Here is a 24,771-nt window from a genome sequence, read left to right as displayed (position 1 = left end):
TCAGCTACGCGCCCGTACTCGTCTGTCGAGAACGGCGACCGTACCAGCAGTGAGTAGCGCCACCACGAGCACGGTTGGGTCCGAAGACACGTACAGGCTCGGTGTCGGCGGCCGCCAGTTCGTAAACGGATACAGCCAAGCGCTCGCCCGCCCATCAGCGTATACTCGCATCCCATCGAGGAACAGCGACGTGAGGCCACCGACCGTCACGAGGCTGAACACTTGTTTCCAGTGTCGTTGCTCGAATGCGACGGTGATAATACCGGCCAGTAGCAGTACTCCGCCGAGCGTGGAGAGCGGATCGTAGGAAAACGGGAGCCCAATCATCGACTCTACCGTGTTTTCCGCAAGAACAATGTCTATCTTTATGAGGTCTGGAATCGCCGCACCGCCCATCCCGACGACGACCCAGCGCTGATCGAGCCAGCCGACACCCCAGCTCGCGACCGTGAGAAGGATGTATGGGACGAGCAGGTGGGTCAGCAAGTCAGCCATCGCGCGCCTCCAGCGTCCACGTCTCACGGTCGATCCGCCAATACCGGACGAACAGAAGCAGGAATCCGAGTGCGCCGATAGCCGAAGCGCCGTACTTGTAGAACTCGGCCCACTGGCTGCTGTTGACGACTTCGACGCGCTCAGCCGCTATTGTCTGATCTGGTTCAAGCATTCCGTACACTTGGACGACGCCACCGGGTTCGACGGCCGCTCTCGTCCCAGTAACCCTGAGTATAATTGTCGTCCCATCGCTCTCGGCCCTGATCTCCATCCCGTCTTCGCTGGTCTCTGTCACCGTGCCAAACACCATGAGCTGTTGTCCGATGTACGAGTCGTACCCGGACGAGAGCTCCGCAGCATCTGGATACGGCGACCGCTGGTCTTCTGTAACCGCCGCGTGGACGAACAGTCCCCCGAGTGTCAGACACAGGCCAAGCACGATGACGACACGAACCCAGACGCGCACACCCTCTGTTCTCTTGGTAGGTACAATGGTCGTTTCGCTTCTGTCGTTCACGGAGTTGGACGACCGGCCCGGTCCCGGAAGTTCACTTGACCGTCACGTTGCCGCCGTCGTACACCGTCTGTTCCGGGACTTCGACGGTCGTTTCATTTCCGCTATCGGTTGTCACAGTGTATGCTCCGGGGTTTGCGACGGTAACCGTGAACACACCCTTCTGGTTGGCTGTCGTCTGGCGCTCGTAGGTGACTTCTCGGTCCGAAACAGTGACTGTCGTCGTTACAGAGACGGTCGCATTCGGGGCTGCTGTCCCCTCTATGGCACCACCGGGAACGACGGCGAATGCCTTGTGGCTCCCGTCTGCGCTCACAAAGAGCGGCCGGTAGTGGGCCAATCCTGATACGCCGCCGCTCTGACTACCGAACTGCTGATGGAGTCGAACGTACATCGTGGTCGGCTCTTCGACCTCGGTCTCTGTCGTCACGACGTATCCGACTCGATCCGAAATCCGATTGTGGGCCTCCTCGGGGTCCGTCGCTGCGACGAACGGCGCGTACGTCTGGCGAGCGTAGCTGTAGCTCCGTGATTCGCCGCTGACGAAGTAGTTGTGCACGCGGTTCTGTCCCCAGCGGCTGAGGACGTAGTTTTCGGGGTATTCGAGGCCGTTCTCGGCGGCGTCAGCTTCGATTGCAGTCGCCGCGCCGTACGTTCCGTCCTCGACGAGTACCTGACTCGTTTTCACCGGAACCTGCACCATCCCGAGGGCTCCGAACAGCAGGAACAGGACGAACAGTGACCCGAGGGCTCGGGAGTCCGGAACGAGCGCGTCCCGCAGGTCCCTGTCACCGGTCGTTAGCACCGGTCTAGCAAGATCAACCCACGAGGCGGCCCAGACGAACGCGAGGCCGGCGAACAGCGCAAGAAACGGGGCCAGCTCGCCGACGAAACGGACCTGAATTACGGCGAGGACGAACAGCACCCAGACGTAGCTACTGACGACGAGCCAGCCGCTCCGGTCGCTCCGAGCGAGGTTGATGCCCCACACCATTGCCGGGAGCGCCAGAAACAGCGTTAGGCCGAGCAGGAACAGGAAGCCAAAGGCATCTGTGCTGAACAGTCCGTACGTTTCAGCGATCGCGTCGGACCGAAACAGCGTATCGAGCCGGCTACTGAACGTGCCCCATTGTTCTGTGAAGCCAAAGCGAAAGACAGCGAGGCCGACGACGCCAAGCCCGATATCGACCGCAGCCAGTTGCGTGACGGTACCACCGAGGCGTCTGGCTGCCTCTGCTGTTGCAATGACGACGACAGTGCCCACCGTCAGCAGTGTCGGCGCGCTAGCCACAAGCGCAGTTTGCCAGCCAGTGACAGTATGGACACTGCCAGCGAGTATCGCACCGAGGCTGACGCCGGCAAGGACTGGCACGTTCCTGACGAGTGCCGACCGGTCGTTAGACACGTCGAGGAGTGTCTGTCCCAGTACCACCAGACTGACTGGCAAGACGAGTAATGGTCCGGCTTCCCACGCAAGCACCTGTCCGGCAGTCCCGACGCCGATACCGACCGCGGCAATCCACGGCTGTGGTCGCCGAAGCGACCCTCGATTCCTGACCGCCGCTAGCGCGACCACGAGCGCAAGTGCGGTGAGGCCCAGCCACGGATAGTCGAAGGCATGGTGGTCAGCGAAACCGAGGCTCGTCCGGAAGGCGTGGCCGGGAATGAACGCCAGAAACAGGACCGACGCGAGAGCGACACGCCGGTCGCTGGACACCCGAACTGCGAGCAGATAGAGCAGGACAGCCGTGACGAGTGCTGATACGACAGGATACCAAGCGAGAACGTGGCCGATGGCTTCTTTGCTCCCGCCGAAGAGGCTGGCGACCCACCAGAGCGTCGCGACCATGAGTGGCTCTCCTTTTGTTACGCTGCCCGGAAGTACGGAGAGGGCCCCGGCGTCGGCAACGCTGCCGGCGTTCGCCGCGACCTGCTCGACGTGATACCTGTAGTAGTAGGGATCGTTGCTCGATAAGACGATGTCGCCGCCGCGGTAGACCGATCCGATGACGTACGTTCGAGCGACAAACACGACCGCTAGAGCGGCGGCGAGCAGGCCGGTTGCTCGAGCGTCGAAATCAAAACTCAGGGCGTCCCCGATAGCCAGATCGGACCCGCTATCGCCACTGGCCTCGGTTTCGCCATCGAGCGCGGCCCGCACCGCGTCAGGGTCGGCGACGCGGTACTGCTCCCCGTCCTTCTCGACGATGCCTGCGGAGACGAGTTCGCCGAACTGGCCCGAATCGACGGGGATGTCGTCGAACGTCCAGCCGTCCTGTTCGTCGTCGACGGCCAGAACTGCCGTCGTCGCATCTCGTAGCTCGGGCCGGTCATCGAGTACCGCTCCCGTCCCGGGCGTATCGCTCATGTATTTGCTCTTTCCGGTCTGGCGAATAAATCCATCGGGACTCGTTGTCTACGTGTTCGCCGACTCCAGTGCCGTCCGAATCGCCGACTCGACGTTGTGTTCCGGCGTCCAGCCCAGCGCGTCGGCCGTTCGCTCGGTATCGACCGGGAACGAATCGACGAGCGTCTCGTCGTCGCCCCGTGGGTTCTCGACTAGAGCCACGTCGGCATCGATGTCTGCAACCTCAGCGGCGACGTCTGTGACGAGTTCAGCGACGGCGTGGACGCTCGGGTCCTCGTCGCTGGCGATCTCGTATTTCTCGACGCCTGTCTCGCCACGCTCTAACTGCTCTAGCAGCCGCTCGCAGCTGTCCACGTACGCCCGGGCCACGTCTTTGACGTGGATGAAGTTCCGGGACTGCGTGCCGGGCTCGTAGACTGTCAGCGTCTCGCCGGCGAGCGCGCGGTTCACGAAGAAGTTGATGACGGTCCCCTTCGAAACCGTCTGGCCGTCTATCTCGTGACTGCCGTAGAGGTTCGAGATCATGAACTGGTGGGCCGGGAACGCGCCGTCGGCGTACGTCTCGATATCGCGCTCGTTGAGCAGTTTCGTTCGGCCGTACCAGTTCAGCGGGTCCCGCGGGTGATCGACCGTGATGGGGAACTCCTGTGGGTCGCCGATCACGGCCATCGAGAACGGGAAAATCAGTGCTGCGCCTGTCTTGCGGCAGAACCATGCGACGTTGTCGGTCCCTTGGACGTTGACCTCGTAGGCCAGATCCTGCTTTTCCTCGCAGTCGTCGACGCCCGAGACCGCAGCGAGGTGCATCACCACGTCTGCGCCCGACAGCGCCGCTTCCAGCCGGTCTCGATTCCGGATGTCGACGTGGTCGATGTCGACATCGCCAACAGACCGCACGGTGCCGAGATAGAAGTTGTCGATGGCGGTGATCTCCCAGTCGGGGTGGGCCTGCTGTAGTTCGTAGATGACGCGGCTGCCGATGTAGCCCGCACCGCCGGTGACGGCGATGTGGGGCGACTCGTTCGTGGGTTCTGTCTCAGTCATTGGTTGTGAATTTCTCCGCGAGGTCGCGGACGCCCTCGCGCAGCGTCCACGATGGTTCGAAACCAGTCTCGCTCAGTCGGTCGAAGTTGACGTGATACGACGGGCCGGGGTGTTCGTCTTCGAGGTAGGTCACGTCGACTGGCGCGACCTCGTCGGCGACGATATCAGCGATTTCGGCTATCTGGTAGTTCGACTCCATCGACCCGACGTTGTACACCGGTTCGTCCCAAGACTCGGGGTCGCACGCCGCTTCCGCGTAGGCGCGGGCGGCGTCGCGGACGTGGATGAACGGTCGCCAGTTCGAGCCGTCGCCGTAGACGGTGAGCGGGCGGCCGGTGAGCGCGCGGAACACGAAGTAGTTCACGACGAGGTTGAACCGGATGCCCGGCGAGTGGCCGAAGTTGGTGGCCATCCGCAGGGCGGTGCCGGTCATGTCGAACTCCTCGCAGTATTCTCGCAGCAGCGTCTCGGACTCCAGTTTTGTCTCCGCGTAGGGGTTGATCGGATCGGGGTCGACGGTCTCGTTGATGTCGGTGCTGGTCGCGCGGCCGTAGACGTTACACGAGGAGGCGAAGACGACGTGGTCGACGCCGAGCTTCCCGGCCGCGGTCAGGACGTTCTCGGTGCCATCGTAGTTGATGGCGAACGTCTCCTCGCGCCGCTCGTGGGTGCTTGACGCGCCCGTGATGGCAGCGAGGTGGATGACGCGGTCGACGCCGCGCATGGCGCTCTCCACGTCGCCGTACTCCCGGACATCGCCGCGGCGAAATTCGAGGCCGTCTCCGAGCGTGCCGAGCAGTGCCCGCGGCGACCCTGAGGAGAGGTCGTCGAAGACGACGACGCTGTCGACGCGGTCGTCAGCTCGCAAGAGCGGGACCAAGGCGCTGCCGATGTAGCCACAGGCCCCGGTGACCAGCACGTCCATCGTCAGTCCTCGCTCAGAACGCCCGGCAGGAAGCGGTCCTCGTGGGCTTCGATGGTGTCGGCGTAGCGGGTCAGCGTCTCGAAGATGTCGGCGACGCCGTCCTCGAAGGACTGTGACTGGCCACCGATGAGGTCGGCGTAGCGGTCGTTTTCGATCTCCATCTTGTGGGTCTCGTCCTCGTCGCGGGGGTTTTCGAAGTGCTCGACAGCCACGTCGAGGTCGAACTCGCTGCCCACGTCTGCAATCGTCTCGGCGATCTCGACGATGCTGATGGCGCGCGTAACCTGATTGTACACCGTCAGTCCCTCGGGGCGCTCGTCGGGGTCGGTCAGGGCCACCTCGGCCAGTCCTTCGACGGCGTCCTCAAGCGAAATGAACGGCTTGCGCTGCTCGCCCTTGCCGTAGACGGTGACTGGGTAGCCCGCGACAGCCTGTGCACAGAAGCGGTGTGTGACCGTGCCGAAGTAGTAGTCGAAGTCGAAGCGGGTCTTGAGCCGGTCGTCCGCGCGGGTCTCCTCGGTCTCGGTCCCGTAAACGATGGCCGTCCGCACGTCCGAGATCGGGATGTCGAACTGCGTGTGGGCCAGCCGCATGTTCTGTGCGTCGAAGCCCTTCGTCGCGTGGTACCAGCTCCCGCCCATGTTGGGGAACGGCACGTCGTCGCGCTCGTCTTGGTTTTCCATCGTCGCACCGCCCTCGGGGATGGGGAACTCAGGCGCGCCGTAGACGCCCGTCGTCGTCGTCTCGACGAAGTGGGTGTGGGTGAGGTCGTGTTCTTCGAGGCCCCACAGGAGGTTCCGCGTCGCCTGCAGGTTGTTGTGCTGAGTGTAGTTCGCCCGCTCGCCGTTGATCTGGGAGTACGGGGCGGAGGGCTGGGCGGCGGTGTGAACGACGACTTCCGGCTCGTGGACCGCCAGCAGTTCGTCCACGAAGGACTTCTCGGCGAGGTCACCCTCGACAAAGGAGAGGTTCGTCAGGCCGTGGACCTCGCGGGCCGCGTCGAGGCGTTCGTCGATGCTTGCGACCGGTGTCGCACTCGTCGCGCCGACGTCCTCGACCCACTCCCGTCGGGCGAAGTTGTCGACGAGTAGCACTCGGTCGTCCGTTCGGTCCGCGATTCGCAGGGCGGCCGGCCACCCGACGTAGCCGTCGCCGCCAGTGATGAGGATCGTCATAGTTACTCAGATAGTGAGTAACTGCGATCCGTGATAAATCTTCTGTTCAGCTACGTGCTCGTCTTGTACTGCATCGGACTTCATGAGTCAGCACTCACAGCTAACACAACAACTGATGGCCTGCTATCGTATGATTTGTACATTCTGAACGACACTGTGCGTACTAGTTTCTCTCTGAGTGGGGCCCTGCGGGTTCACTCTGCCCGCGTCCGCCCCACAGTCAAACCTATCCGCTTCTCGCTGTTTCGCAACCGTTAAAACCGACCCTATCCTCCTATTATTTGCTATCGCACGGGCCGGTGGGGTAGCCTGGTATCCTTCGGCCTTCGGGTGGCCGTAACCGCGATTCGAATTCGCGCCGGCCCACTTTTCCACCACAATTACTGAGGAGAGACATATCTGTCCTCCCCGGCCCCCTCAGTCGCTAGTCTGGCCGCGAGATACCTGATAGGCCTGCCCGCGGAACCGGAACCGCCGACTGTTCGAATCGTAGCCGAGGACGCCGTCCACGGCCTCTTCGTCGGTCTCGACGACAACGTGGCGCACATCAGCGGACAGGAACGGGAGAGCGTTGCGGAGTCCGCCGTCGTACGTGGCGAACCTACCGCTCGCCATCACCTGTTCGGCGATAACCCGCTCGTCTGCGCTGTCGGCGCGCGTCAGTGTAAACGTCGCGTCGGCCGTGCGCTCATCGTCACCGTATCGTCCAGTCGTCACCGTGACAGTACCGCCGTCACGCGCTGTCGACACGTCGTCGGTCGGCGTCACTGGCACGCTGTCACCGACTAGCTCAACTAGGGCAGCGCTCTCCTTGGTCGCGTGTCCGTAGCCGGCAACGACGGCGTATTCGCCGCCGCCGAGGTAGCCCTGTGTGAGGCCGTCGCAATGGCAGTCGCCGGTACCACAACCGACAGCCTGTCCGTTGAACGCTCGGAGTCCCCACTGCTCCCGGCCGCCCGGAACCAGAAGTCGACAGTCGGCGGTGTGGCCCGTCGGCGCGATGTGGAACCACTCGCTGTCGACGAGTTTGTAGAGGTCCCAGTGGCCACATTGCAGTCGCTTGTGGCTGTTGTTGACCATCTCGAAGCCGAGCTGGGTGTCCAGTTCCGCGCGTTCGGTCGTGGGTCGAACGAAGGCTGGGGTCGTTTTCGTTGCGTCGTGGAACCACTGGACGCTGCCGTCGCCGGGAAACGCCGGGAGCGAGCGGCTAGCGAATCGGGACTCCGTCTCGGGGCCGGGGCTTTGCGTGTCCCAGACGGTGACCGAGAGGGACCTGTCCCCGCCACGGAACTCGTAGGTCCCGGTGGGACGACCGGACAGACCCGGCTCGCCGACGAGTGCGTACTCCAGTTGGACCCATTCACTGGGATTTAGCCGGTGCGTTTCTGGCATCCACGGGCCGACGTCGTCGACGCGCCAGTACCCCTCGTCCGTTCGGCCGAGCGAGGGGACTTCTTCAGCGAGTTCGTTGTTGTCCGTGGGTGCGAGATGGAGGCGGGCTTCGTGGTCGTAGCCGTCTGGCTGACGGCTATATGGTTGTCCGATTCCCGGAATCCCACCGATCCGAAACGTATTCTCGAACTCGTTTCCGTTCTGGAGCCAGCCGCGAAGCGTGGCCGGATGGTCGGCTGTCGCCGTCTGGTCGAACCAGAGCGCGACTCGCGCCCTGTCGTCGGTGTGGAACCCCGGGGTGCTGAGGGCGTAGGTCCGTGGCCCCGTCTCAAGTTCGATGACGGTCGTCGGCTCCGCTGGTTTGGGCGGATCGCCGGTAGCTGTCGGTGTCTCTGTCCCGCTGTCGGTCGCGGCGGACGGTGACTGATCCGGACGCGGAACGGGTGTTACCTCGTCGGACTCGTCGGAGCCGAGAGTACCGACTGAACAGCCGGCGAGCCCGGCCAGCACACCCGGGACTGACGCGAGGAGGGCACGTCTGCGCATGACCGAGCAATTCGCCGCTCCGGATAAACCCTTTCTGGACGCTCAGACGGCGCTTGTAGCGTCCTTTGCGGTCGGCACTCGAACAGCAGTCGACGGACGTAAATCGCCGTGGGGTGACGACTCAGTATGCGCCAGTTCGTCATCATCGGCCACGACGCCCCGACGACGCCGGAGTTTTCCCTCGACGATCTGGCCGGCGCTGCCGGCCGGCTCGATGTGCTCTGTCGATGTGTCACCAGCGCGTTCTTTCTGAGTCACGCCATCCGCGAGGACGTGCGGGTCCACCTGATTCTGGCTGACGAGTACACTGTCACGTTCGAGGGGAGCGACCTCCGCCGGCTGAATCCGGACGAGCGGTCCACGGCGGCACTGATACGGAAGGCCTTGGAAGAGCGCGAGGAAGCTATCGGGCACATCCCGGTCGAAACCTCGCCGGGCGTGTCGCTCACACGACGGGGATTCGAAGGGACACTCGACGACGTGGCACGTCGGGGAACCGTCGTCCAACTGCACGAGGACGGCGACCCCGTCGTCGACGTTGCACCGCCGTCGGACCCGGTGTTCATCCTGTCGGACCATCACGACTTCCGGGACGAGGAAGCGGCGCTCATCGCAGAACGTGCGGACGAGCGCGTCTCGCTGGGGCCGAAGGCGCTCCATGCTGACCACTCGATCACGGTCGCACACAACTATCTGGACACGGCCGGGTTCGAGCAGTACTGACGGGACACCGCGGGGACTGCCAGAAGGGTTTTTATCGGCGATTCGCTGGATGGTGTATGGGATTATTGGGTTCGGCGATAGCGACAGGTCGCGCTGTCCGACGACGTACCGACGCGACGAGGTATCGATGACTGATCGGGACGCGGTGTCTCGTCGCGCGGTCCTGCAGACGGTCGCCGGGGCCGGCCTCGCGTCTGTTGCCGGCTGTTCGGCGTTCGAGGGCGGGAGCGACGACGCGGCCTCGACAGTTGAGGGCGAGCGGGCCGCGGAACTCGCACGCCGGTTCGCGCCGACGCTGTACTTCGACGAGGCGGAACCGTGGTTTCCGACGGACCCGCGCCCCTACACCAGCGAGCAGGACGGCGAGACCGTCGTTGACGGATTCGACGCGTTCGACGGGTATCACGAGCGGATGACTGACGGGGAGCCGCCGGACCCGACAACGTTCTACCACGTCGTCGAGTACGAGAACTCACCACTGGCCGTCGTCCAGTTCTGGTTCTACTCGGCGTTCGACCAGTTCACGACAAACTTCCACTGGCACGACTGGGAGGTCCTGCACGTGTTCGTCGACACGGAGACGGACGACCCACAGCTGTACGTCGCCAGTTCGCACTCCCGGAAGGTGCCCAACAACGAGTTCCTCGATCCTGACCCGGAGATGGTACCACGCATCCTTTCGGAACTTGGCTCGCACTCCAGCGCCCTGTCGGTCAATGACGTCCGCGACCGGTTCACCCGGCTGCCGGAGGGCGAGCGGTTCGCGGACATCACGAACAGCGCTGTCGAGACCATCGAGGACCTCGCTGAGATTCCGGTCGCCTACGGCCTTCCGCGCGACGAGGGCTCGCGGCTCCCCTATCTCGTCCCAGAGTACGAGGGCGCGCCGCTGTACGAACACGAGCGGCTGCCGTCGGTCAGCCGCAAGGACCTCATCCCCGAGTCGCTCACCATCCGCTCGTTCGACAGTCTCAGCCGACCACCGTCGGACCTGCCGACGAGAGAGACGGGGCTCGTCTTCCAGCACACCGACCGGGGCGAGGCCGACCCGGACATCGAATACGACCTCGTGCCGAGCAGCGAACTGGAACACATCGCCGATTTCACCGGGCCGCAATTGAGCTTCGAGTTCGCCGTGCCCGAGTTCGTCGAGGACGCCGTCGCGGGCCACATCACGACGACAGGCGCGCCGTGGAACCAGCCGCGGTACGAGAACCCCGCCGCGGACATCTCCGAGCTGAACCACCGGGCGGCGCTGGCCGAGCGCTACGACGCCATCGGCGCACCGGCGGAGATACGGACCCTCGTCGCCAGCCTTTCCGAAGCCGTCTCGAACGACGACGCGCCCGAGGGCGACGGAATCACGACCGAGGACACCACCGTCGAATCGGTCGCCCTGTTGGAGAGCGACCCCGAGGCTGTCCCCACCTTCGCGGGACTGGCCGTCGTTCAGGACGTGCCCGCGGGCGACCACCGCTTTACCGTCAACGGGGCCGGCGTCGCGCCACACAGCGAAACGGTGTCTGTGCCAGATTCGGAGACAGCTGACGGGCCGACCAGAGCGGGCGTCGACGGGGAAGTCCCACTTGTCGCCCGGGAGAACGCGACGCGCCTCGAAGTCGACCCGACGGGGGCCGACAGCGACCTGACGGACCTCGCCGTCGAGGACGACTTCGCCGGCCGGCTGTACGACGCACCGCTCTCGGAACCCGACGCCGTCTACGTCCACGGCGGCGGCGCATACACAACCGAGGTTCGGGACAGTGACGACGAGGTCGGCGCGTTCCGTGTCAATCCGGACCCCGCCGCGGACGTCGCCGCTCGAATAGAGGAGCCCCGGACCGGCAAAGCCTCACTGGCGTCGTTCCTCGCCGACATCGCCGAGGAGACGCGCCAGTCGGTACTTGCGCAGATGGAAGCTGACGGTGGCACCGATGTCGACGATGACGAGACCTCCGGGAGTCGCGGTGGCTCCGAGAACGCTATCAAGGGCCTCGAACGGGCACTCGCCGCCGTCGTCGAGGCCGCGAGACGAGCGACAGAACGCGCCGAGGCCGGCGACCGCGGGAACGCCGACAAGCAACTCCAAGCTGTCGCCGACCGACTCCAGCGCGTTGCGGCCCGTATCGAGGCGGCAAGCGACGCCCTCTCGGACCCGTTATCGAACGCGGCCCGTAAGCGTCTCGAACAGGCGGACCGTCGGGTCGAGCAGGCACAGGCCGCCGATAAACTGTAGCTCCGTATCGCCGACCTCCGTCCCAGAGCCCGAACCACCGAGCCAGTCCGCCGGCCACGAGCACCAGACCACCAGCGATGAGCGTGCCGGGGACCGGGAGGACGAACAATACGACGCCGAGCAGGAGAACGATACTCGAAATCACCATCCCGCTGTCACGTACACGACACGTCGTCTCGGTCTGGTATCTGCATTTACGTGGACCCGTGCCGGTTTTGCCCGTCGGGGTCACACGACCGGTATGGACGAGGAACTCATCTGGGAAACGCTCGGTGCCGAAACCGCCTACGCCTGTCCGGGGTTCGATGTCGTCCGCGAGGACGTGCGCCTTCCCGACGGAACTGAGGAGGCGTTTGATTACGTACAACACGGCGAGAGCGTCATCATACTCCCGTTCACCGCCGACGGCGACGTGGTCGTTATCGAGGAATGGCGACAGCCGGTTCGGCGAGTCAATCGCGGCCTGCCGGCTGGGACGATGGAGTCGGAGGACGACGACCCAAGGGCCGCCGCCGCCCGCGAACTCCGCGAGGAGACGGGCTACGAAGCCGGCACCCTCGACCATCTCTACACGGGTGAACCGGCCAACGGTAACACCGACTACGTGTTCCACTACTACGTCGCGCGGGACTGCGAGGCGACGAGCGACCAGAACCTCGACCACAACGAATCGATCCGAGTCGACACCGCCGACTTCGATTCGCTGGTCCAGTCGGTACGCGACGGGGCACTCCGTGACAGTCGGTCTGCCGTAGGTATCATGTACTATGCCCTGTTCGAGCGATAACCCGACGATAGCTTGAAACCCTGTGGGGTGGTATCGTATAACATATGGGCTCGATACCACTCGACGAACAGACGGAACGTCGGCTGGACAAACTGCGTGCCGCCGTCCGCCGCCGGACCGGTCAACCGATTTCGCGGGCGGAGTTGCTCGAACGGCTCGTCGAGGACGCCTACGGGTCCCGCGGCGAGGTGGTCGACATGTTTCGGACCACACAGGCGTACGTCGCCGACGAGGAATCCGGAACCGTCTATCGGCCCGAGCGAAAACTGGTCCCCGGCGGGCCGGAGCGACCCGACGAATAGGGGAACACAACTCTTAGGCGCGCTGGCCGACGACGGGGTGTAATGACGAATTTCGAGGTCCGCCAGTACGACGCAGCGGGCCGGCTGGGCGAGCTGACCGTGCCGCGGGCCGGCGTCACCGTCGAGACGCCGACTATCCTGCCCGTGGTCAATCCCCACGTCCAGACGGTCGCGCCGTCGACGCTGGCGTCGGAGTTCGGTGCGGAGATACTCATCACGAACAGCTACATCCTGCACGGCTCTGATGACCTCCGCGAGCCGGTGCTGGAACAGGGCCTCCATGACCTGCTCGGGTTCGACGGGGCCATCATGACCGATTCCGGCTCGTTCCAACTCGCCGAGTACGGCGACATCGACGTGACCACCGAGGAGATACTGGAGTTCCAGCACGAGATTGGCTCCGACATCGGCACACCTGTTGACATTCCGACGCCGCCGGACGTAGACCGCGAACGGGCGACCGAGGAACTCAAAACGACCCAGGAGCGACTCGAACACGCCACGACTGTCGACACCGGCGAGATGCTCGTCAGCGCGCCGGTCCAGGGGTCGACCTATCCAGACCTGCGAGAGCGCGCCGCCGCGGACGCCGTCACCACCGGGCTGGACGTGTTCCCGCTGGGGGCCGTCGTCCCGCTGATGAACGAGTACCGCTACGCCGACCTCGCCGACGTCGTCGCGGCCTGCAAGCGCGGGCTGGGGGAGGTCGGCCCGGTCCACCTGTTCGGCGCGGGCCATCCGATGATGTTCGCGATGGCGGCGGCGCTGGGTTGTGACCTGTTCGACTCGGCGGCGTACGCACTGTACGCCCGCGACGACCGCTATCTCACGGTGCAGGGGACGGAACTGCTCGACGAACTGACCTACTTCCCGTGTCACTGTCCCGTCTGTACCGACCACACGCCGGCGGAACTCGACGGAATGGACGCCGACCAGCGCGAGGAACTGCTCGCCCGGCACAACCTCCACGTCACCTACGGCGAAATCCGGACGGTCAAGCAGGCGATTCGCTCGGGCAACCTCATGGAACTGGTCGACAACCGCACACGCGGCCACCCAGCGATGCTCGACGGCTACCGCGCGCTGCTTGACCACGCCGCGCAACTCGAACGAACGGACCCCGTCTCGAAAGACGCCTTCTTTTACACTTCGAATGAGAGCGCTCGCCGGCCCGAAGTCCGCCGGCATCAGGACCGACTCGAACGGCTTCCGGTCGAGGGCGACGACGTCTTGCTGACCGAAGGCAGCTCCAGCGCACAGTACGACGAGAGCTGGGGTGTCCTGCCCCCGTTCGGTCCGTATCCACGCGAACTCGCCGACACCTATCCGTTGACCGCCGAGGTCCCGGACCGGACCGACAGAGCGGCCTACGAAGCCGCAGCGGCAGGCGTCCAGCGACTGGTCGAACTCCATCCCGACGTGTCCTTCACGCTGGTCCACGACGACTGGCCGGTGACGGCGCTCGACCGCGTGCCAGAGCGCGTCCGCCTGCGTGACCTGCACGCGAGAGACTGACGGCACTCAGTCGTCTCGGCCACCGCCAGTCAGACCGCCGGCACGGCCACGTCCTCGTCGGCGGCGTCACGCCAAGACCGGGACGGCTCCCAGCCCAGCAGCTCTGTGGCCTTGGCTGTCGAGTACGCCGCGGCGTCATCCTCGACCGTGCAGTCGTCCGGAACGCGACCGTAGTGTTCGCGCATGAGTTCGACCAGCGGCCGGCCCAGCGCGTTGTCGGGGCCGACGCAGTTGAACGCCTCATGGCCGTCGATTTCTCCCACGAGCGCGGCTGCAACGAGATCGACCACGTCTCGCACGTCCACGTACGACCAATAGTTGCCTGCGCCGGCCGCGAGGTCGTTGACGTAGTCCTCGGACCGACAGGGGTACTCGCCGGGAATCTGTATCCACGAGGGGCGGATCGACGCCACTGAGATGCCGTCCCGGCGGGTAATCGTCTTCCCGATTTCCTCGGTGACGACCTTCGAGAGCCCGTAATCGTCCTCCGGCCGGAGCGTGTGCCGTTCCGTAATCGGGAGTTCGTCCGGCACCGGCGTTTCCTCGGCGAAGAAGAAGCCGTACGCGCCGTCAGAAGATCCCTGTACGACGTCAGCGCCGACGCGGCCGGCCGCCGAGAGGACGTTGTGCGCCGCCAGCGTGTTGTTCTGGAACAGGTCTACCCCGGGGTGGTTTCCGGCCACCGGAATCGCCGCCCAGTGAACCACTGCATCGGGGTCGATGGCAGTGAGCGAGTCGAACACGCTCCCGGCGTCTGTCAGATCGAGCGCCCGGTATTCGACGGCCGGATGGCCACTATCGTCGGGGAGCTGCCGGTCGAGTACTGTCACGTCATGAGATTCGGCGAGCCGGTCGACAATCCAGCGGCCGGAACTGCCCCGGCCGCCGGTCACGACAATATCCATACCGGCTCTGGGATCGCTGGCACCCAAAACGTGGTGGTGTGGCTACTCATTCAGGGACGGTGCTTGCCTGCCCCGCTACAGGTCAAGCCGGAACCGCTCGCCGTGCGTGAACGTCGTCCAGCCGAGGATGCGCTCGTCCCGATGCGGTCGGTCGGGGTCGTCGATCGCCGCCTGCTGGGCCGAGACGTACGTCGGGACGTTCTTCACCGGCCGTCCGCTCTGTTTGAGCGTCTTCAGGTACGTGTCCTTCTCGTAATACGAATAGGCAACCTCGTACAACGAGGACGCAGCTTCCTGCTTTCTGGCGGGGAAGCCGTCACTGTTGACGAACCGGTCCGGATCTCCCTCACCCATCGCTTCCCAGGCTTCTGGGTCAGCCACGTATGGCGCGTGGGCGTCGAGAATACGTTCGATTGCACCCCTGTCACCGTCGAACTTCTGGTACTCGTACAGTGTGGGGCCGTCGAGCTTGTCGGCGTAGAGTCGGCTGAGTTCCGCGGCGGTGACCAGTGCTTTTGCCGCGTACAGCGAGTATGCGAGGCTCGACGCGCGAACGATCTCGTTTTCCAGCAGGCCGTCCTCTCGGAGTTGGTTGAAGCCGTCTTGACGGTTCCGCTGCATGGCATCACGGAAGCGGTCCCACTCCCGGAGATACACTGAGCCGGCGGCATGGGTCATCTCCTTCCAGTTGAAGATGTTCTGCTGGCCCATCTCGGTCGGAATGCCATGGCCAACGTCGTCTAGGAACGTCTTGACCCACGCCTGCAGGTCGGCCTCCGTACCGACGCTGTCGTCGTTCCACGCATCGTGGCCGCGAACGAGTTCCGCGCCCCACCACATTTTCGGGAGCGTAATGAACTGTTCGATGCTGTTTGTTTTCACGGGAGCCATCCGAGTCTCCGCGTTGAGGAACCAGTGATCCAACAGTTCGACGGCTTTCTCGGCGTACCGGTCATCGCTGCTGTACTGGTACGCGAGGCCGAGGTCGCGGATCCGGTCCCCGGTTCTGATGGCGGCGACGTAGTCCTTGCGCGCCGCGGGGTTCTCGGGGCCTTTCGTTTTGAACTCGTGGCCGTCGCCGTTGTCCGTGACACTCTCGGGATCCGCTGCCATCGCGTCACGAACGTCGTCGATGAAAGCTTCGTAGGCTTCCGTCCACGGGCTGTCGCCGTTCTCGACGCGGGACTGTATCGCGGCCAGTGTGTCGAGGTGGACGAACATCGCGGCCCCGCTTTCCTTTGGTGACTCGGATGGCCGTGCTGTCGGTGTCGGGTCTGTCTCATGTGTCGCGGCTTTCGCGCCCGACTCCCCTGAAGAGAGGTCGGTCGAACAGCCTCCCAGCGCTACGGCTGTCCCAGAGAGGGCGAGCAACACGTCTCGTCGTGTCTGTCGCTGCACGGACAGTCCATCGCCCTCGACAGGGTTAGTTAGGATGTAGTTAATCGGTGGACAGCACCCACTTTCGGGAGACGGACGCAGGTCGGACTGGCACGGACGACAGCTCAGGGAAGTGGACCCGTCGCCGGCGCTAAAGGCAAGATAGTTGGTCGCGCGTGGCTGACGCCATTGCATGACCGACTACTTCGAGATCCACGAGCGCGACAGCGCCGCGCGAGTGGGTGAGTTGCGCCTCGCCGACTCCGTGCCGACGCCGGCGCTGGTCGACGACGTGGACACAGAGACACCAGGCGACTGCCGGCACGTCCTCGACGACGCCGGAAGCCGCTGGCCGACGCCACAGGACGACCCTGAGGGCGACGACTCGCGACTCACCGTCCTGCCACATCGCGGACTCCCCGCTGGCACGCCGGACGAAGTCGAGGGGGCCTTCGCGGTCGACTATCCCGACGTTGGCTTCCCGAGCGCGGCCGTCGTCTCGCCCGATACCGCGACCGACCACGGCAGCGACGCCTACGTGCTGGCCGGCGCGCCCGGCTACGTCGGCCACGCGTCGGCGTTCGTCGATGCTGTCACGACCGTCCGGGAGGCCGTTCCCGCTGACACCGCGCTCTATCTCCCGGGTGTTGCCACGCCGCGCAACGTCGCGACGCTCGTCTACGCCGGCGTCGACCTCGTGGACCCCGACCGCGCCGTCATCCGTGGGACCGAGGGCCGATATCTCACGACCGATGAGGCGTACTTCCTCGAAGACCTCGACGAGCTGCCGTGTGCCTGTCCGGCCTGCCAGCAGCCACGCGAGGCGTTCGACCGTGAGGACTGCGTCGAACACAACGTCAACGCGCTCGCCGCGGAACTCCGGCGGGTCCGTCGCCGCATCCGTGACGGCCGCCTTCGAGACTACGTCGAGGGACAGGCCCGACAGGACAACTGGCTCACCGCAACCTTCCGGCAACTGGACCAGCAGTACAGCTATCTAGAAGAGCGGACGCCACTCATCCGGCGGGCCGACCTCTCAGCGGCCAGCGACGACTCGCTGCGTCGCGTCGAAATCCAGCGCTTCGCCGAACGTGTCACTGACCGCTACGTGCCGCGCTTCGACGACCGCCCGCTCGTGTTAGTCCCGTGCTCGGCGCGGAAACCATACAGCGACTCCCAGAGCCACAAGCAGTACCACGACGCCATCAAGTGGCGCGCCCACGTCGTCTCGATGACCTCGCCTATCGGCGTCGTCCCACAGGAACTCGAACTCACCTACCCCGCCCAGCACTACGACTCCGTGGTGACGGGCAACTGGACCGCCACCGAAATCGAATTCGTCAGCCGCGTGCTCGAACGCTATTTAGAAGGCACCGACTACCCGGAGATTATCGCCCACGTACCCGGCGAAGGTTACCGCGACATCTGCGAGCGGGTGGCCGAGTCGCTGGGCCGGGAGTTCACCTACACCGTCACCGACCACCCGACGACGGCGGACTCGCTGGGCAACCTCGCCGCCGAACTGGAGGGCTGGGACCGGTATCCGAAGCGCGAACGCGAACACAACACCATCCGCGCTGTCGCGGACTACCAGTTCGGGGCGGGTGCGGGCGACGAACTGTTCGACGACCTCTCGACGCAGGGTCGGTATCCGCAACTGCGAGCTGACGACGCCGACGGGGAGCAACTGGCGGCACTGGCCCAGCAGTACGGCGTCCTCTCGCTGACCACTGCCGGGGCGCGCCGCTGGGTCGAGAGCGACGTGCCGACCAAGACCGTCGAAATCGAACCGTTCGTGCCCCACGGCTCGGTGCTTGCGCCGGGGATTACAGACGCCAGCGACGACATCCGGGTCGGCGACGATGTAGTGATTCGGGGCGATGCGGCCTTCGGCGTCGGCCGCGCCCAGATGAGCGGCCCGGAGATGCAGTCCTCGACACGGGGCATCGCTGTCCAGATGCGCCACGTCGACGAGCAGTAGGACCATTTCCGCCGGTCACCGGAGTAGACCGTACGCCATCTGACCGTCCGACTTATCTGCCGAACGGAAGAACTGCCAGTATGGACCGGTCGGGATTCCGCCACTATCTGCCCGCAGTCGGGTTTTCGCTGCTGCTACTCGTCACCTCACTTCTCCCGATTCCCGAAGGGGCAGGCGAGCAGGTCCCCGCGTTCCTCGGTTTCGCGCTGGATAAGTGGGTTCATGCGGCGAGTTACGGCACGCTGGCGGCACTGCTTGCGTGGGGCCGACAGGCCCGTGATGTGAGCACGGTTGTAGCACTCGTAGCAGTGTCCATCTGCTACGGGGCCGGGGTTGAACTGCTGCAGGGACTCGTCCCATCACGCGGTGTGAGCGGCGCCGACTTCGTGGCCAACGCGGTCGGGGCAGTTCTGGCCGGGCTGGTGTGGATCGTGGCCCACCGCTTCGGCGCGCTTTCGGACCGAGTCGATCCACCGTCCCGGCAGTAACGAAGCGGCTTTACGCGCTCATCGGCTACCTCGCCCCAATGAGCAAGCCCAGTCCCGAGGTCTACGAGGAGGGCAAGGGCATGGACGCCCACAACTCCGTGATGCGTGACATCCGGTCGCGCAACGACTCGACCTACGACCCTCGCGAGCCGACCCGCGTGTGGCTCGACGAGGACAACACGCCAGACGGCGTGTATCAGAGCCTGACTATCATCCTGAACACCGGCGGCTGCCGGTGGGCCCGCGCCGGCGGCTGTACGATGTGTGGCTACGTCGCCGAGAGCGTCGAGGGCGGCAGCGTCGCCCACGAGGACCTCATGGCCCAGATCCAGCACTGTCTGGACCACGAGGCGGAGAACAGCGACGACAAGAGCGGCCTCATCAAGATCTACACCTCCGGGAGCTTCCTCGACGAGCGTGAGGTCCCGGCGGAAACGCGTCAGGCTATCGCCGAAACCTTCGCCGACCGCGAGCGCATCGTCGTCGAGTCGCTGCCCGATTTCGTCGACGAGGAGACGGTCGGCGACTTCGTCGATGTGGGGCTGGAAACCGACGTAGCCGTCGGTCTGGAGACGGCGACTGACCGCGTGCGCCACGACTGCGTGAACAAGTACTTCCACTTCGCCGACTTCGAGGCCGCCTCCGAGGCGGCACAGGCGGCCGGTGCGGGTGTCAAGGCGTATCTACTGATGAAGCCACCCTTCCTCTCTGAAGCCGAGGCCGTCGAAGATATGAAGCGGTCGGTGCGACGCTGTGCGGCCGTTGAGGGCTGTCACACCGTCTCGATGAACCCCTGTAACGTCCAGCGCTACACGATGGTCGAGGAACTGTACCACGACGGCGGCTACCGCCCGCCGTGGCTCTGGTCGGTCGCCGACGTGCTGGAATCGACCGCTGACGAGGATGTCATCGTCGTTTCGGACCCGGTCGGCCACGGCAGCGACCGCGGCCCGCACAACTGCGGCGAGTGCGACGACAAAGTTCAGCGTGCCATCAAGGACTTCGACCTGCGACAGGACCCGTCGGTGTTCGAGCAGGTGAGTTGCGAGTGCGAAGCGACGTGGGACGCCGTCATCGAACGCGAGCGGAGCTACTCACTCCCGCTCGCTCGATAGGTCCGCGACCCGCAGAAACCGTGTGACGGCCTGTCGACCAACGTTTATCCGTCTTTCGCGCATAATACTGTTCGATATGACCCCGAACGGTGACAAGGACAGGCGCAGTTTCAATACACGCGGGACGGTCACCGAATGTGACCTGTGCGGTGAACAGCGACAGTGTATCGACGACGACGGGATGGTTGCCTGCAGTGCCTGCCAGTCTGACCTGCTGCCGTCTAACTGGGGCATCTGAGGCTGCTGACGGACACAGTTTTCTATCGTTTACGACGGCTCGTCTCGCTCCGGGTGCTCGATAGCGGGGAGAACGCCGACGGTTGCTGTCGCCTTGAACGACGCGACGAGGTCTGCGCCCACTGTAATATCGAGTTTGTCAAGGCTTGTGTCGGTCACGAGTGCAGACAGCGTCGTGTCTGGCTCGACAGCCAGTGAGACGAGCGCGATAGATGTCCCTTCATCGACATTCGCGACGGTGCCCGCGAACCGGTTCCGTGCGCTCGTCCCCGTCGGCTCCGGAGCCTCGGGTGGTGCATTCAGCGTCACCGTGTCTGCGCGGATGCCGACCTCCACCGCGTCGCCGGGGCTCGCCTTGGTGTCGACGATGGCCCGGACTGTCCCCGGCGACGTCTCGACGGTCGCCAGTTCCCCGTCGCGGTCAACAACAGTCCCTCGGAGGACTGTCTCCGCTGCCGTGGCGACGCCGTCGAACTCGGCTTGCAGCCGCTGAAAGCGGGCCAGCAACTGCTCAGCAGTGTCAGTGAGTTCGCTGCCGCCGCCACCGCTGCCGCCGCGACTGCGGTCGACCAGCGGGCCGAAGGCGTCCTCCAGTTCGACGATTCGGCGCTGGGCGTGGGCGTAGGACCGCCCGAGCGCATCGGCGGCGCTGTTCAGCGACCCGTGGGCGGCGACCGCTTGCAGGAGCGTCCGGTCGCGGGCGGTCAGCGCCACGTCGCCCTGCCCCAGTTGCACTTCGACGTCTGCGGTCGCGTCCATACTGCCACATGACCGTGCCCTCACAAAGGCGTTGCCGCGCGTGGACTGCCACCCATCCCACGCCAGTGTGACAGACATCACCATCAACAATTAAGAACCCGGCTACCGTCGTTATGTCCATGTCGATGCAACGACGACGGTTCCTCGCATCACTGGGCGCTGCCTCAGTGGTTGGACTCGCTGGCTGTGCTGGCGAGAGCGATCCCAGTGGCTCAACGGCGACACAGAGCGGTGGCGAGGCGGACGGACAGTCCGGTGGGGCACAGGCCGGTTCGGGCCAGATCGGCGACGGCGAACTAGTGCTTGCCACGACGACAAGCACCTACGACACGGGCCTTCTCGACGCGCTTCATCCCGTGTTCGAGGAGAACTACGGCGTAACGATGAAGACCATCCCGAAGGGGACCGGCGCGAGTCTCCGGACAGCACGGGACGGCGACGCCGACGTGATCCTCGTTCACGCGCGCAACGCCGAGGACAAGTTCATGCAGGACGGGTTCGGCGTCAACCGCCGGGATGTGATGTTCAACGACTTCGTCATCGTCGGGCCGGACGGCGATCCGGCGGGCATCAACGGGATGGACAGCGCCACCGACGTCTTCACGACCATCGCCGAAAGCGGGTCGACGTTCGTCTCGCGAGGCGACGACTCCGGGACGAACAAGAAGGAACTGCTCATCTGGGACGAGGCCGGCACGGACCCCAGCGGCGAGTGGTACCGCGCCGTCGGCAAAGGGATGGGCGATACGCTCGTGCAGGCGAGTCAGACCGGCGCGTACACGCTCGCCGACCGTGGGACATATCTCTCGATGCAAAACGAGATCGAGCTCGTGATTCACGTTCAGGGGCCGTTGCAAGGCGGCCCGGTCATCCTCAAGAACCCCTACGGCGTGATGGCGGTCAACCCCGCGAAATACGACGACGTGAACTACGAGGCGGCGATGGCCTACATCGGCTTCCTGACGAGTCCGACCGGGCAGTCGATGATCACCGACTACACCGCCAATGGCTCGCAGCTGTTCTTCCCGAACGCCATCGCCGAGGAGCCGAACTTCGGACAGTACGTCCCGCAGGGGTACACGGCACAGCAAGCCAGCAGCCTCTCACCACGTGACAGGGAGTTCCTGTACTGGGTCGACAAGCGAGTACCGGCGGACTACTGACACCGATGATTCCACTGCAAGCACAGCTCCCGGACGGCGGCTGGACGTACGTCGTGAGCATCGTCGTCGTCTCGCTGTACGTCAGCCTCACCGCCGTCGGACTGAGCACGCTGTTCAGCCTGCCCGTCGCGCTGGGTATCGGCTTCACCGATTTCCGCGGGAAGCGGCTGGTCACGGCCGTCGTCAACACCGGCATGGGGTTTCCGAGTGTCGTCGTCGGGCTACTCGTCCTGATTCTCCTGTCCAACAGCGGGCCGCTGGGGAGCCTTGACCTCGCGTTTACCCCGCGGGCGATGATACTCTCCCAGTTCGTTCTCGCGACGCCGGTCCTGTTGAGTGTCAGCCTCTCGGCGGTCGAAGGCGTCGACCAGTCGGTCCGCGACGCGGCCTATGCGATGGGCGGCACCAAGGTCGACGTAGGGCTGGCGGTCATCAAGGAGGCTCGCTTCGGCATTATCACCGCGATTCTCGCCGGGTTCGGCCGGGCCATTAGCGAGGTCGGGTCAATACTCATCGTCGGCGGCAACATCGTCTACAGCGACGGCCAGTCCTACACCCGGACGCTGACGACCGCGATAACCGTCGAGGCACGACAGGGCCGCTACGAGGTCGGTCTGGTTCTCGGCGTAATACTCCTCGCGCTCGTTCTCATCGTCAACGGACTCGGGTCGTGGCTCCGGAACCAGGGCCGGGGTGAGCGCTCGGTATGACGCTCTCCGTGACCGAGGTAAACGCTGGATTCGGCGACGCAACTGTCCTCCGGACTGTCTCGCTTGCGGTCGAGCCGGGGGAAGTCGTCACCGTCGTCGGCCCATCCGGCACCGGCAAGACGACGCTGCTGCGCCTGCTTGCGACCTTCCGCCGACCCGACGCCGGAACGGTGGCGTGGGACGGCCGCGACATCTGGGCGATGGCCGACGACGAGCGGCTGGGCGTCCGCCGGCAGGTGAGTATGGTGTTTCAGGAACCGAGCCTGTTCAACGCGCCCGTCCATCGGAACGTCTCCTACGGCCTGCGGGTCAGGGAGCCTTGGCAGGCCCGACTCCACCGGGGGCTTCGCGAACTTTTCGGCTCGTCACGGCCTGCCGACACCGTTCTGTCCGCGCTCGAAACGGTCGGGCTCGCGGATGCGGTCGACCAGAACGCGCTCTCGCTGTCCGGCGGCGAGGCCCAACGGGTCGCGTTCGCGCGGGCACTCGCCGTCGACCCGGCGGTCATGCTCCTAGACGAGCCAACATCGAACCTCGACCCGCACAACACGGCACTGCTCGAAAACGCAATCGAGCGAGCGCGGGACCGCGGCGTCGGCGTCGTCGTCGCCACCCACGACATGCACCAGGCGAAGCGAATCTCAGACCGCATAGCCTTCCTCCACGACGGCGAACTGGTCGAGACCGGCCCGCCCGAACAGCTGTTCGAGAACCCCACCGACGCCCGGACCGCACGGTTCCTCGACGGCGAACTGCTCGTCGGTGACCGGGGCGGGTCGCGTGCGCCACAGTCGCCGACAGCCGACCCATAACTGCGTATTTCACTTACACTCCGGTAGGCGTGCGCTTATACGGCCTGACCCACAAAGTCGTATTAGGGACCGCCGGACTATGTCACACGCTCCGCTGGTCCCTTCCCCTTTGAAACAAATTCCATAGCGGTGCGGCTACGCGTCCAGTTCCATTCTCCAGTGAAACCACCGCAATGAACCAAAACTGCCGGTGTTATTCTGCGAAGCCCTTGAGCACGCCCTGCCCGTCGGTCCGGCCCAGATCAGAAAGCGTCGCCCGCTCGGGATGGGGCATCATGACGGCGATGTGGTCGTCCTCGCCGGTAACGCCGGCCACGCTGTGTTTCGAGCCGTTCGGGTTCGCCTCCGGCGTGATCTCGCCGTCCTCGTCACAGTACTTGAACAGGATTCGGTCCTCGGCTTCGAGTTCGTCTAGGCGGTCGTCGGATATCTCGTAGCGACCCTCGCCGTGGGCGATGGGCAGTTCGACGACTTCGCCTTCTTCGTACTGGCTGGTCCAAGGCGTGTCGGCGTTCTCGACGCGCAGGTGAACGTGTTCGCACTGGAACCGGGCGCTCTCGTTGGTCGTGAACGCGCCGGGGGTCAGCGACGACTCGCAGCCGATCTGTGCGCCGTTACAGATGCCAAGCACCGGCGTGCCCTCGCTCGCGGCCTCGCGGATTTCGGCCATGATGGGCGAGCGGGCGGCCATCGCGCCGGCACGGAGGTAATCGCCGTAGGAGAAGCCGCCGGGGAGAACGACCCCGTCGACATCCTCGGGGAGGCCGTCCTCGTGCCAGACGAGTTCGGCGTCGAAATCGAGCGACGACAGGGCCTGCACCGAGTCGCGGTCGCAGTTCGAGCCGCCGAACTGGATGACGGCGATGGTCACACTGACCACCCCGTGTGGGAACAGACCATCGACGTCAGTTTTGAGACGATGGTCATTCTGCTTCGGTCACCTCGATGTCGTAGTCGTGAATCGTGGGGTTCGCCAAGAGCCGTTCGGCCATCTCCTCGGCGCGTTCGGCCGCGTCCTCGGCGCTGTCGGCGTCGAGGTCGAGTTCGAACACGTCTGCCGAGCGGAGGTCATTCAGGTCGAAACCGAGGCGTTCCAGAGAGCGCTGTGTCGTCTCGGCCTCGGGGTCGAGAACGCCCCGTTTGAGTCGGACGGTGACGGTCGCGGTAAAGGCAGTCATTACTGGCAAGCGTGCGGGCAGCGG

The 24,771-nt window shown here is 64.8% G+C and carries 24 protein-coding genes and 1 tRNA gene; 13 read left to right on the top strand and 12 right to left on the bottom strand.

The features are described 5' to 3' along the window. From Har1129_RS12495 to Har1129_RS12470, 6 genes are all read right to left on the bottom strand, one after another. Complete coding sequence (locus Har1129_RS12495) at positions 1-495, bottom strand: hypothetical protein (RefSeq protein ID WP_151100958.1); 495 nt, start codon at positions 493-495, stop codon at positions 1-3. Continuing rightward, entirely contained in the window at positions 488-961 is a 474-nt protein-coding gene (locus Har1129_RS12490) for a hypothetical protein (protein ID WP_151100957.1), read from the bottom strand. Before Har1129_RS12490 ends, Har1129_RS12495 begins: the two co-directional genes overlap by 8 nt. 82 nt (positions 962-1,043) lie before the next feature. Further along, on the bottom strand, positions 1,044-3,377 hold the full coding sequence (locus Har1129_RS12485; protein WP_151100956.1) for an STT3 domain-containing protein: 2,334 nt from the start codon (positions 3,375-3,377) through the stop codon (positions 1,044-1,046). A gap of 48 nt (positions 3,378-3,425) precedes the next feature. Continuing rightward, the gene (locus tag Har1129_RS12480; RefSeq protein WP_151100955.1) at positions 3,426-4,421 is read right to left on the bottom strand and encodes an NAD(P)-dependent oxidoreductase; all 996 of its coding nucleotides are present in this window, start codon (positions 4,419-4,421) and stop codon (positions 3,426-3,428) included. Continuing rightward, a complete protein-coding gene (locus Har1129_RS12475) occupies positions 4,414-5,346 on the bottom strand; it encodes an NAD(P)-dependent oxidoreductase (protein WP_151100954.1) in 933 nt (310 codons plus the stop codon). The genes Har1129_RS12480 and Har1129_RS12475 overlap by 8 nt, the downstream gene beginning before the upstream one ends. 2 nt (positions 5,347-5,348) lie before the next feature. Beyond that, positions 5,349-6,521 carry an NAD-dependent epimerase/dehydratase family protein gene (locus Har1129_RS12470; protein WP_151100953.1) on the bottom strand — a complete coding sequence of 391 codons (1,173 nt, stop codon included), beginning with the start codon at positions 6,519-6,521 and terminating at the stop codon, positions 5,349-5,351. Positions 6,522-6,814: 293 nt separating this feature from the next. Between Har1129_RS12470 and Har1129_RS12465 the strand changes: the two genes are divergently transcribed. Further along, a tRNA-Pro gene (locus Har1129_RS12465) sits at positions 6,815-6,887 on the top strand. Positions 6,888-6,938: 51 nt separating this feature from the next. Here Har1129_RS12465 and Har1129_RS12460 read toward each other — a convergent pair. Continuing rightward, positions 6,939-8,459: a hypothetical protein gene (locus Har1129_RS12460; RefSeq protein ID WP_151100952.1), complete on the bottom strand. Its 1,521-nt coding sequence runs from the start codon at positions 8,457-8,459 to the stop codon at positions 6,939-6,941. Between the two features lie 126 nt (positions 8,460-8,585). Between Har1129_RS12460 and trmY the strand changes: the two genes are divergently transcribed. The 5 genes from trmY (at position 8,586) to tgtA (ending at position 14,022) form a co-directional block, all read left to right on the top strand. Beyond that, positions 8,586-9,182, top strand: coding sequence for a tRNA (pseudouridine(54)-N(1))-methyltransferase TrmY (gene trmY / locus Har1129_RS12455; RefSeq protein WP_151100951.1), 597 nt, complete (start codon positions 8,586-8,588; stop codon positions 9,180-9,182). Between the two features lie 127 nt (positions 9,183-9,309). After that, entirely contained in the window at positions 9,310-11,418 is a 2,109-nt protein-coding gene (locus Har1129_RS12450; protein ID WP_191906164.1) for a hypothetical protein, read from the top strand. Between the two features lie 241 nt (positions 11,419-11,659). Next, the gene (locus tag Har1129_RS12445) at positions 11,660-12,205 is read left to right on the top strand and encodes an NUDIX hydrolase (protein ID WP_151100949.1); all 546 of its coding nucleotides are present in this window, start codon (positions 11,660-11,662) and stop codon (positions 12,203-12,205) included. 44 nt (positions 12,206-12,249) lie between these two features. After that, positions 12,250-12,507 carry a hypothetical protein gene (locus Har1129_RS12440; RefSeq protein ID WP_151100948.1) on the top strand — a complete coding sequence of 86 codons (258 nt, stop codon included), beginning with the start codon at positions 12,250-12,252 and terminating at the stop codon, positions 12,505-12,507. Positions 12,508-12,549: 42 nt separating this feature from the next. Next, complete coding sequence (gene tgtA / locus Har1129_RS12435; protein WP_151100947.1) at positions 12,550-14,022, top strand: tRNA guanosine(15) transglycosylase TgtA; 1,473 nt, start codon at positions 12,550-12,552, stop codon at positions 14,020-14,022. 29 nt (positions 14,023-14,051) lie between these two features. Here tgtA and Har1129_RS12430 read toward each other — a convergent pair whose 3' ends face one another. Further along, the gene (locus Har1129_RS12430; protein ID WP_151100946.1) at positions 14,052-14,927 is read right to left on the bottom strand and encodes an NAD(P)-dependent oxidoreductase; all 876 of its coding nucleotides are present in this window, start codon (positions 14,925-14,927) and stop codon (positions 14,052-14,054) included. A gap of 75 nt (positions 14,928-15,002) precedes the next feature. After that, positions 15,003-16,148, bottom strand: coding sequence for an alginate lyase family protein (locus Har1129_RS12425; RefSeq protein ID WP_191906197.1), 1,146 nt, complete (start codon positions 16,146-16,148; stop codon positions 15,003-15,005). A 349-nt stretch (positions 16,149-16,497) separates the two neighbouring features. Between Har1129_RS12425 and arcS the strand changes: the two genes are divergently transcribed. From arcS to Har1129_RS20615, 4 genes are all read left to right on the top strand, one after another. After that, positions 16,498-18,285 (top strand): archaeosine synthase subunit alpha, encoded by a 1,788-nt coding sequence (arcS, locus tag Har1129_RS12420; RefSeq protein WP_151100944.1) that lies wholly within the window; start codon positions 16,498-16,500, stop codon positions 18,283-18,285. A gap of 80 nt (positions 18,286-18,365) precedes the next feature. Further along, positions 18,366-18,773: a VanZ family protein gene (locus Har1129_RS12415; protein WP_151100943.1), complete on the top strand. Its 408-nt coding sequence runs from the start codon at positions 18,366-18,368 to the stop codon at positions 18,771-18,773. 38 nt (positions 18,774-18,811) lie between these two features. Beyond that, a complete protein-coding gene (locus Har1129_RS12410) occupies positions 18,812-19,888 on the top strand; it encodes an archaeosine biosynthesis radical SAM protein RaSEA (protein WP_151100942.1) in 1,077 nt (358 codons plus the stop codon). Between the two features lie 76 nt (positions 19,889-19,964). Further along, positions 19,965-20,126, top strand: coding sequence for a hypothetical protein (locus Har1129_RS20615; protein WP_191906163.1), 162 nt, complete (start codon positions 19,965-19,967; stop codon positions 20,124-20,126). A 29-nt stretch (positions 20,127-20,155) separates the two neighbouring features. Here Har1129_RS20615 and Har1129_RS12405 read toward each other — a convergent pair whose 3' ends face one another. After that, positions 20,156-20,884, bottom strand: coding sequence for a TOBE domain-containing protein (locus Har1129_RS12405; protein WP_151100941.1), 729 nt, complete (start codon positions 20,882-20,884; stop codon positions 20,156-20,158). Between the two features lie 119 nt (positions 20,885-21,003). Here Har1129_RS12405 and Har1129_RS12400 point away from each other — a divergent pair, with 119 nt between their 5' ends. The 3 genes from Har1129_RS12400 to Har1129_RS12390 are packed head-to-tail and all read left to right on the top strand — an operon-like array spanning position 21,004 to position 23,569. Further along, positions 21,004-22,047, top strand: a complete 1,044-nt coding sequence (locus Har1129_RS12400; protein ID WP_151100940.1) for a substrate-binding domain-containing protein — start codon at positions 21,004-21,006, stop codon at positions 22,045-22,047. 5 nt (positions 22,048-22,052) lie between these two features. Then, positions 22,053-22,757, top strand: a complete 705-nt coding sequence (locus tag Har1129_RS12395; protein ID WP_151100939.1) for an ABC transporter permease — start codon at positions 22,053-22,055, stop codon at positions 22,755-22,757. Then, positions 22,754-23,569, top strand: coding sequence for a phosphate ABC transporter ATP-binding protein (locus Har1129_RS12390; RefSeq protein ID WP_151100938.1), 816 nt, complete (start codon positions 22,754-22,756; stop codon positions 23,567-23,569). Before Har1129_RS12395 ends, Har1129_RS12390 begins: the two co-directional genes overlap by 4 nt. Before the next feature lie 193 nt (positions 23,570-23,762). Here the strand turns inward: Har1129_RS12390 and purQ are convergent, their stop codons facing one another. Further along, entirely contained in the window at positions 23,763-24,440 is a 678-nt protein-coding gene (gene purQ, locus Har1129_RS12385; protein WP_151100937.1) for a phosphoribosylformylglycinamidine synthase I, read from the bottom strand. Positions 24,441-24,492: 52 nt separating this feature from the next. After that, positions 24,493-24,747 (bottom strand): phosphoribosylformylglycinamidine synthase subunit PurS, encoded by a 255-nt coding sequence (gene purS, locus Har1129_RS12380; RefSeq protein WP_151100936.1) that lies wholly within the window; start codon positions 24,745-24,747, stop codon positions 24,493-24,495. Positions 24,748-24,771: the final 24 nt, after the last annotated feature.

The sequence above is a fragment of the Haloarcula sp. CBA1129 genome (genome assembly GCF_008729015.1).
In the GTDB taxonomy this organism is placed as follows: Archaea; Halobacteriota; Halobacteria; order Halobacteriales; family Haloarculaceae; genus Haloarcula.
The sequence above is the reverse complement of the archived record's forward strand: the minus strand, read 5'-3'. Positions and strand labels throughout refer to the sequence as shown.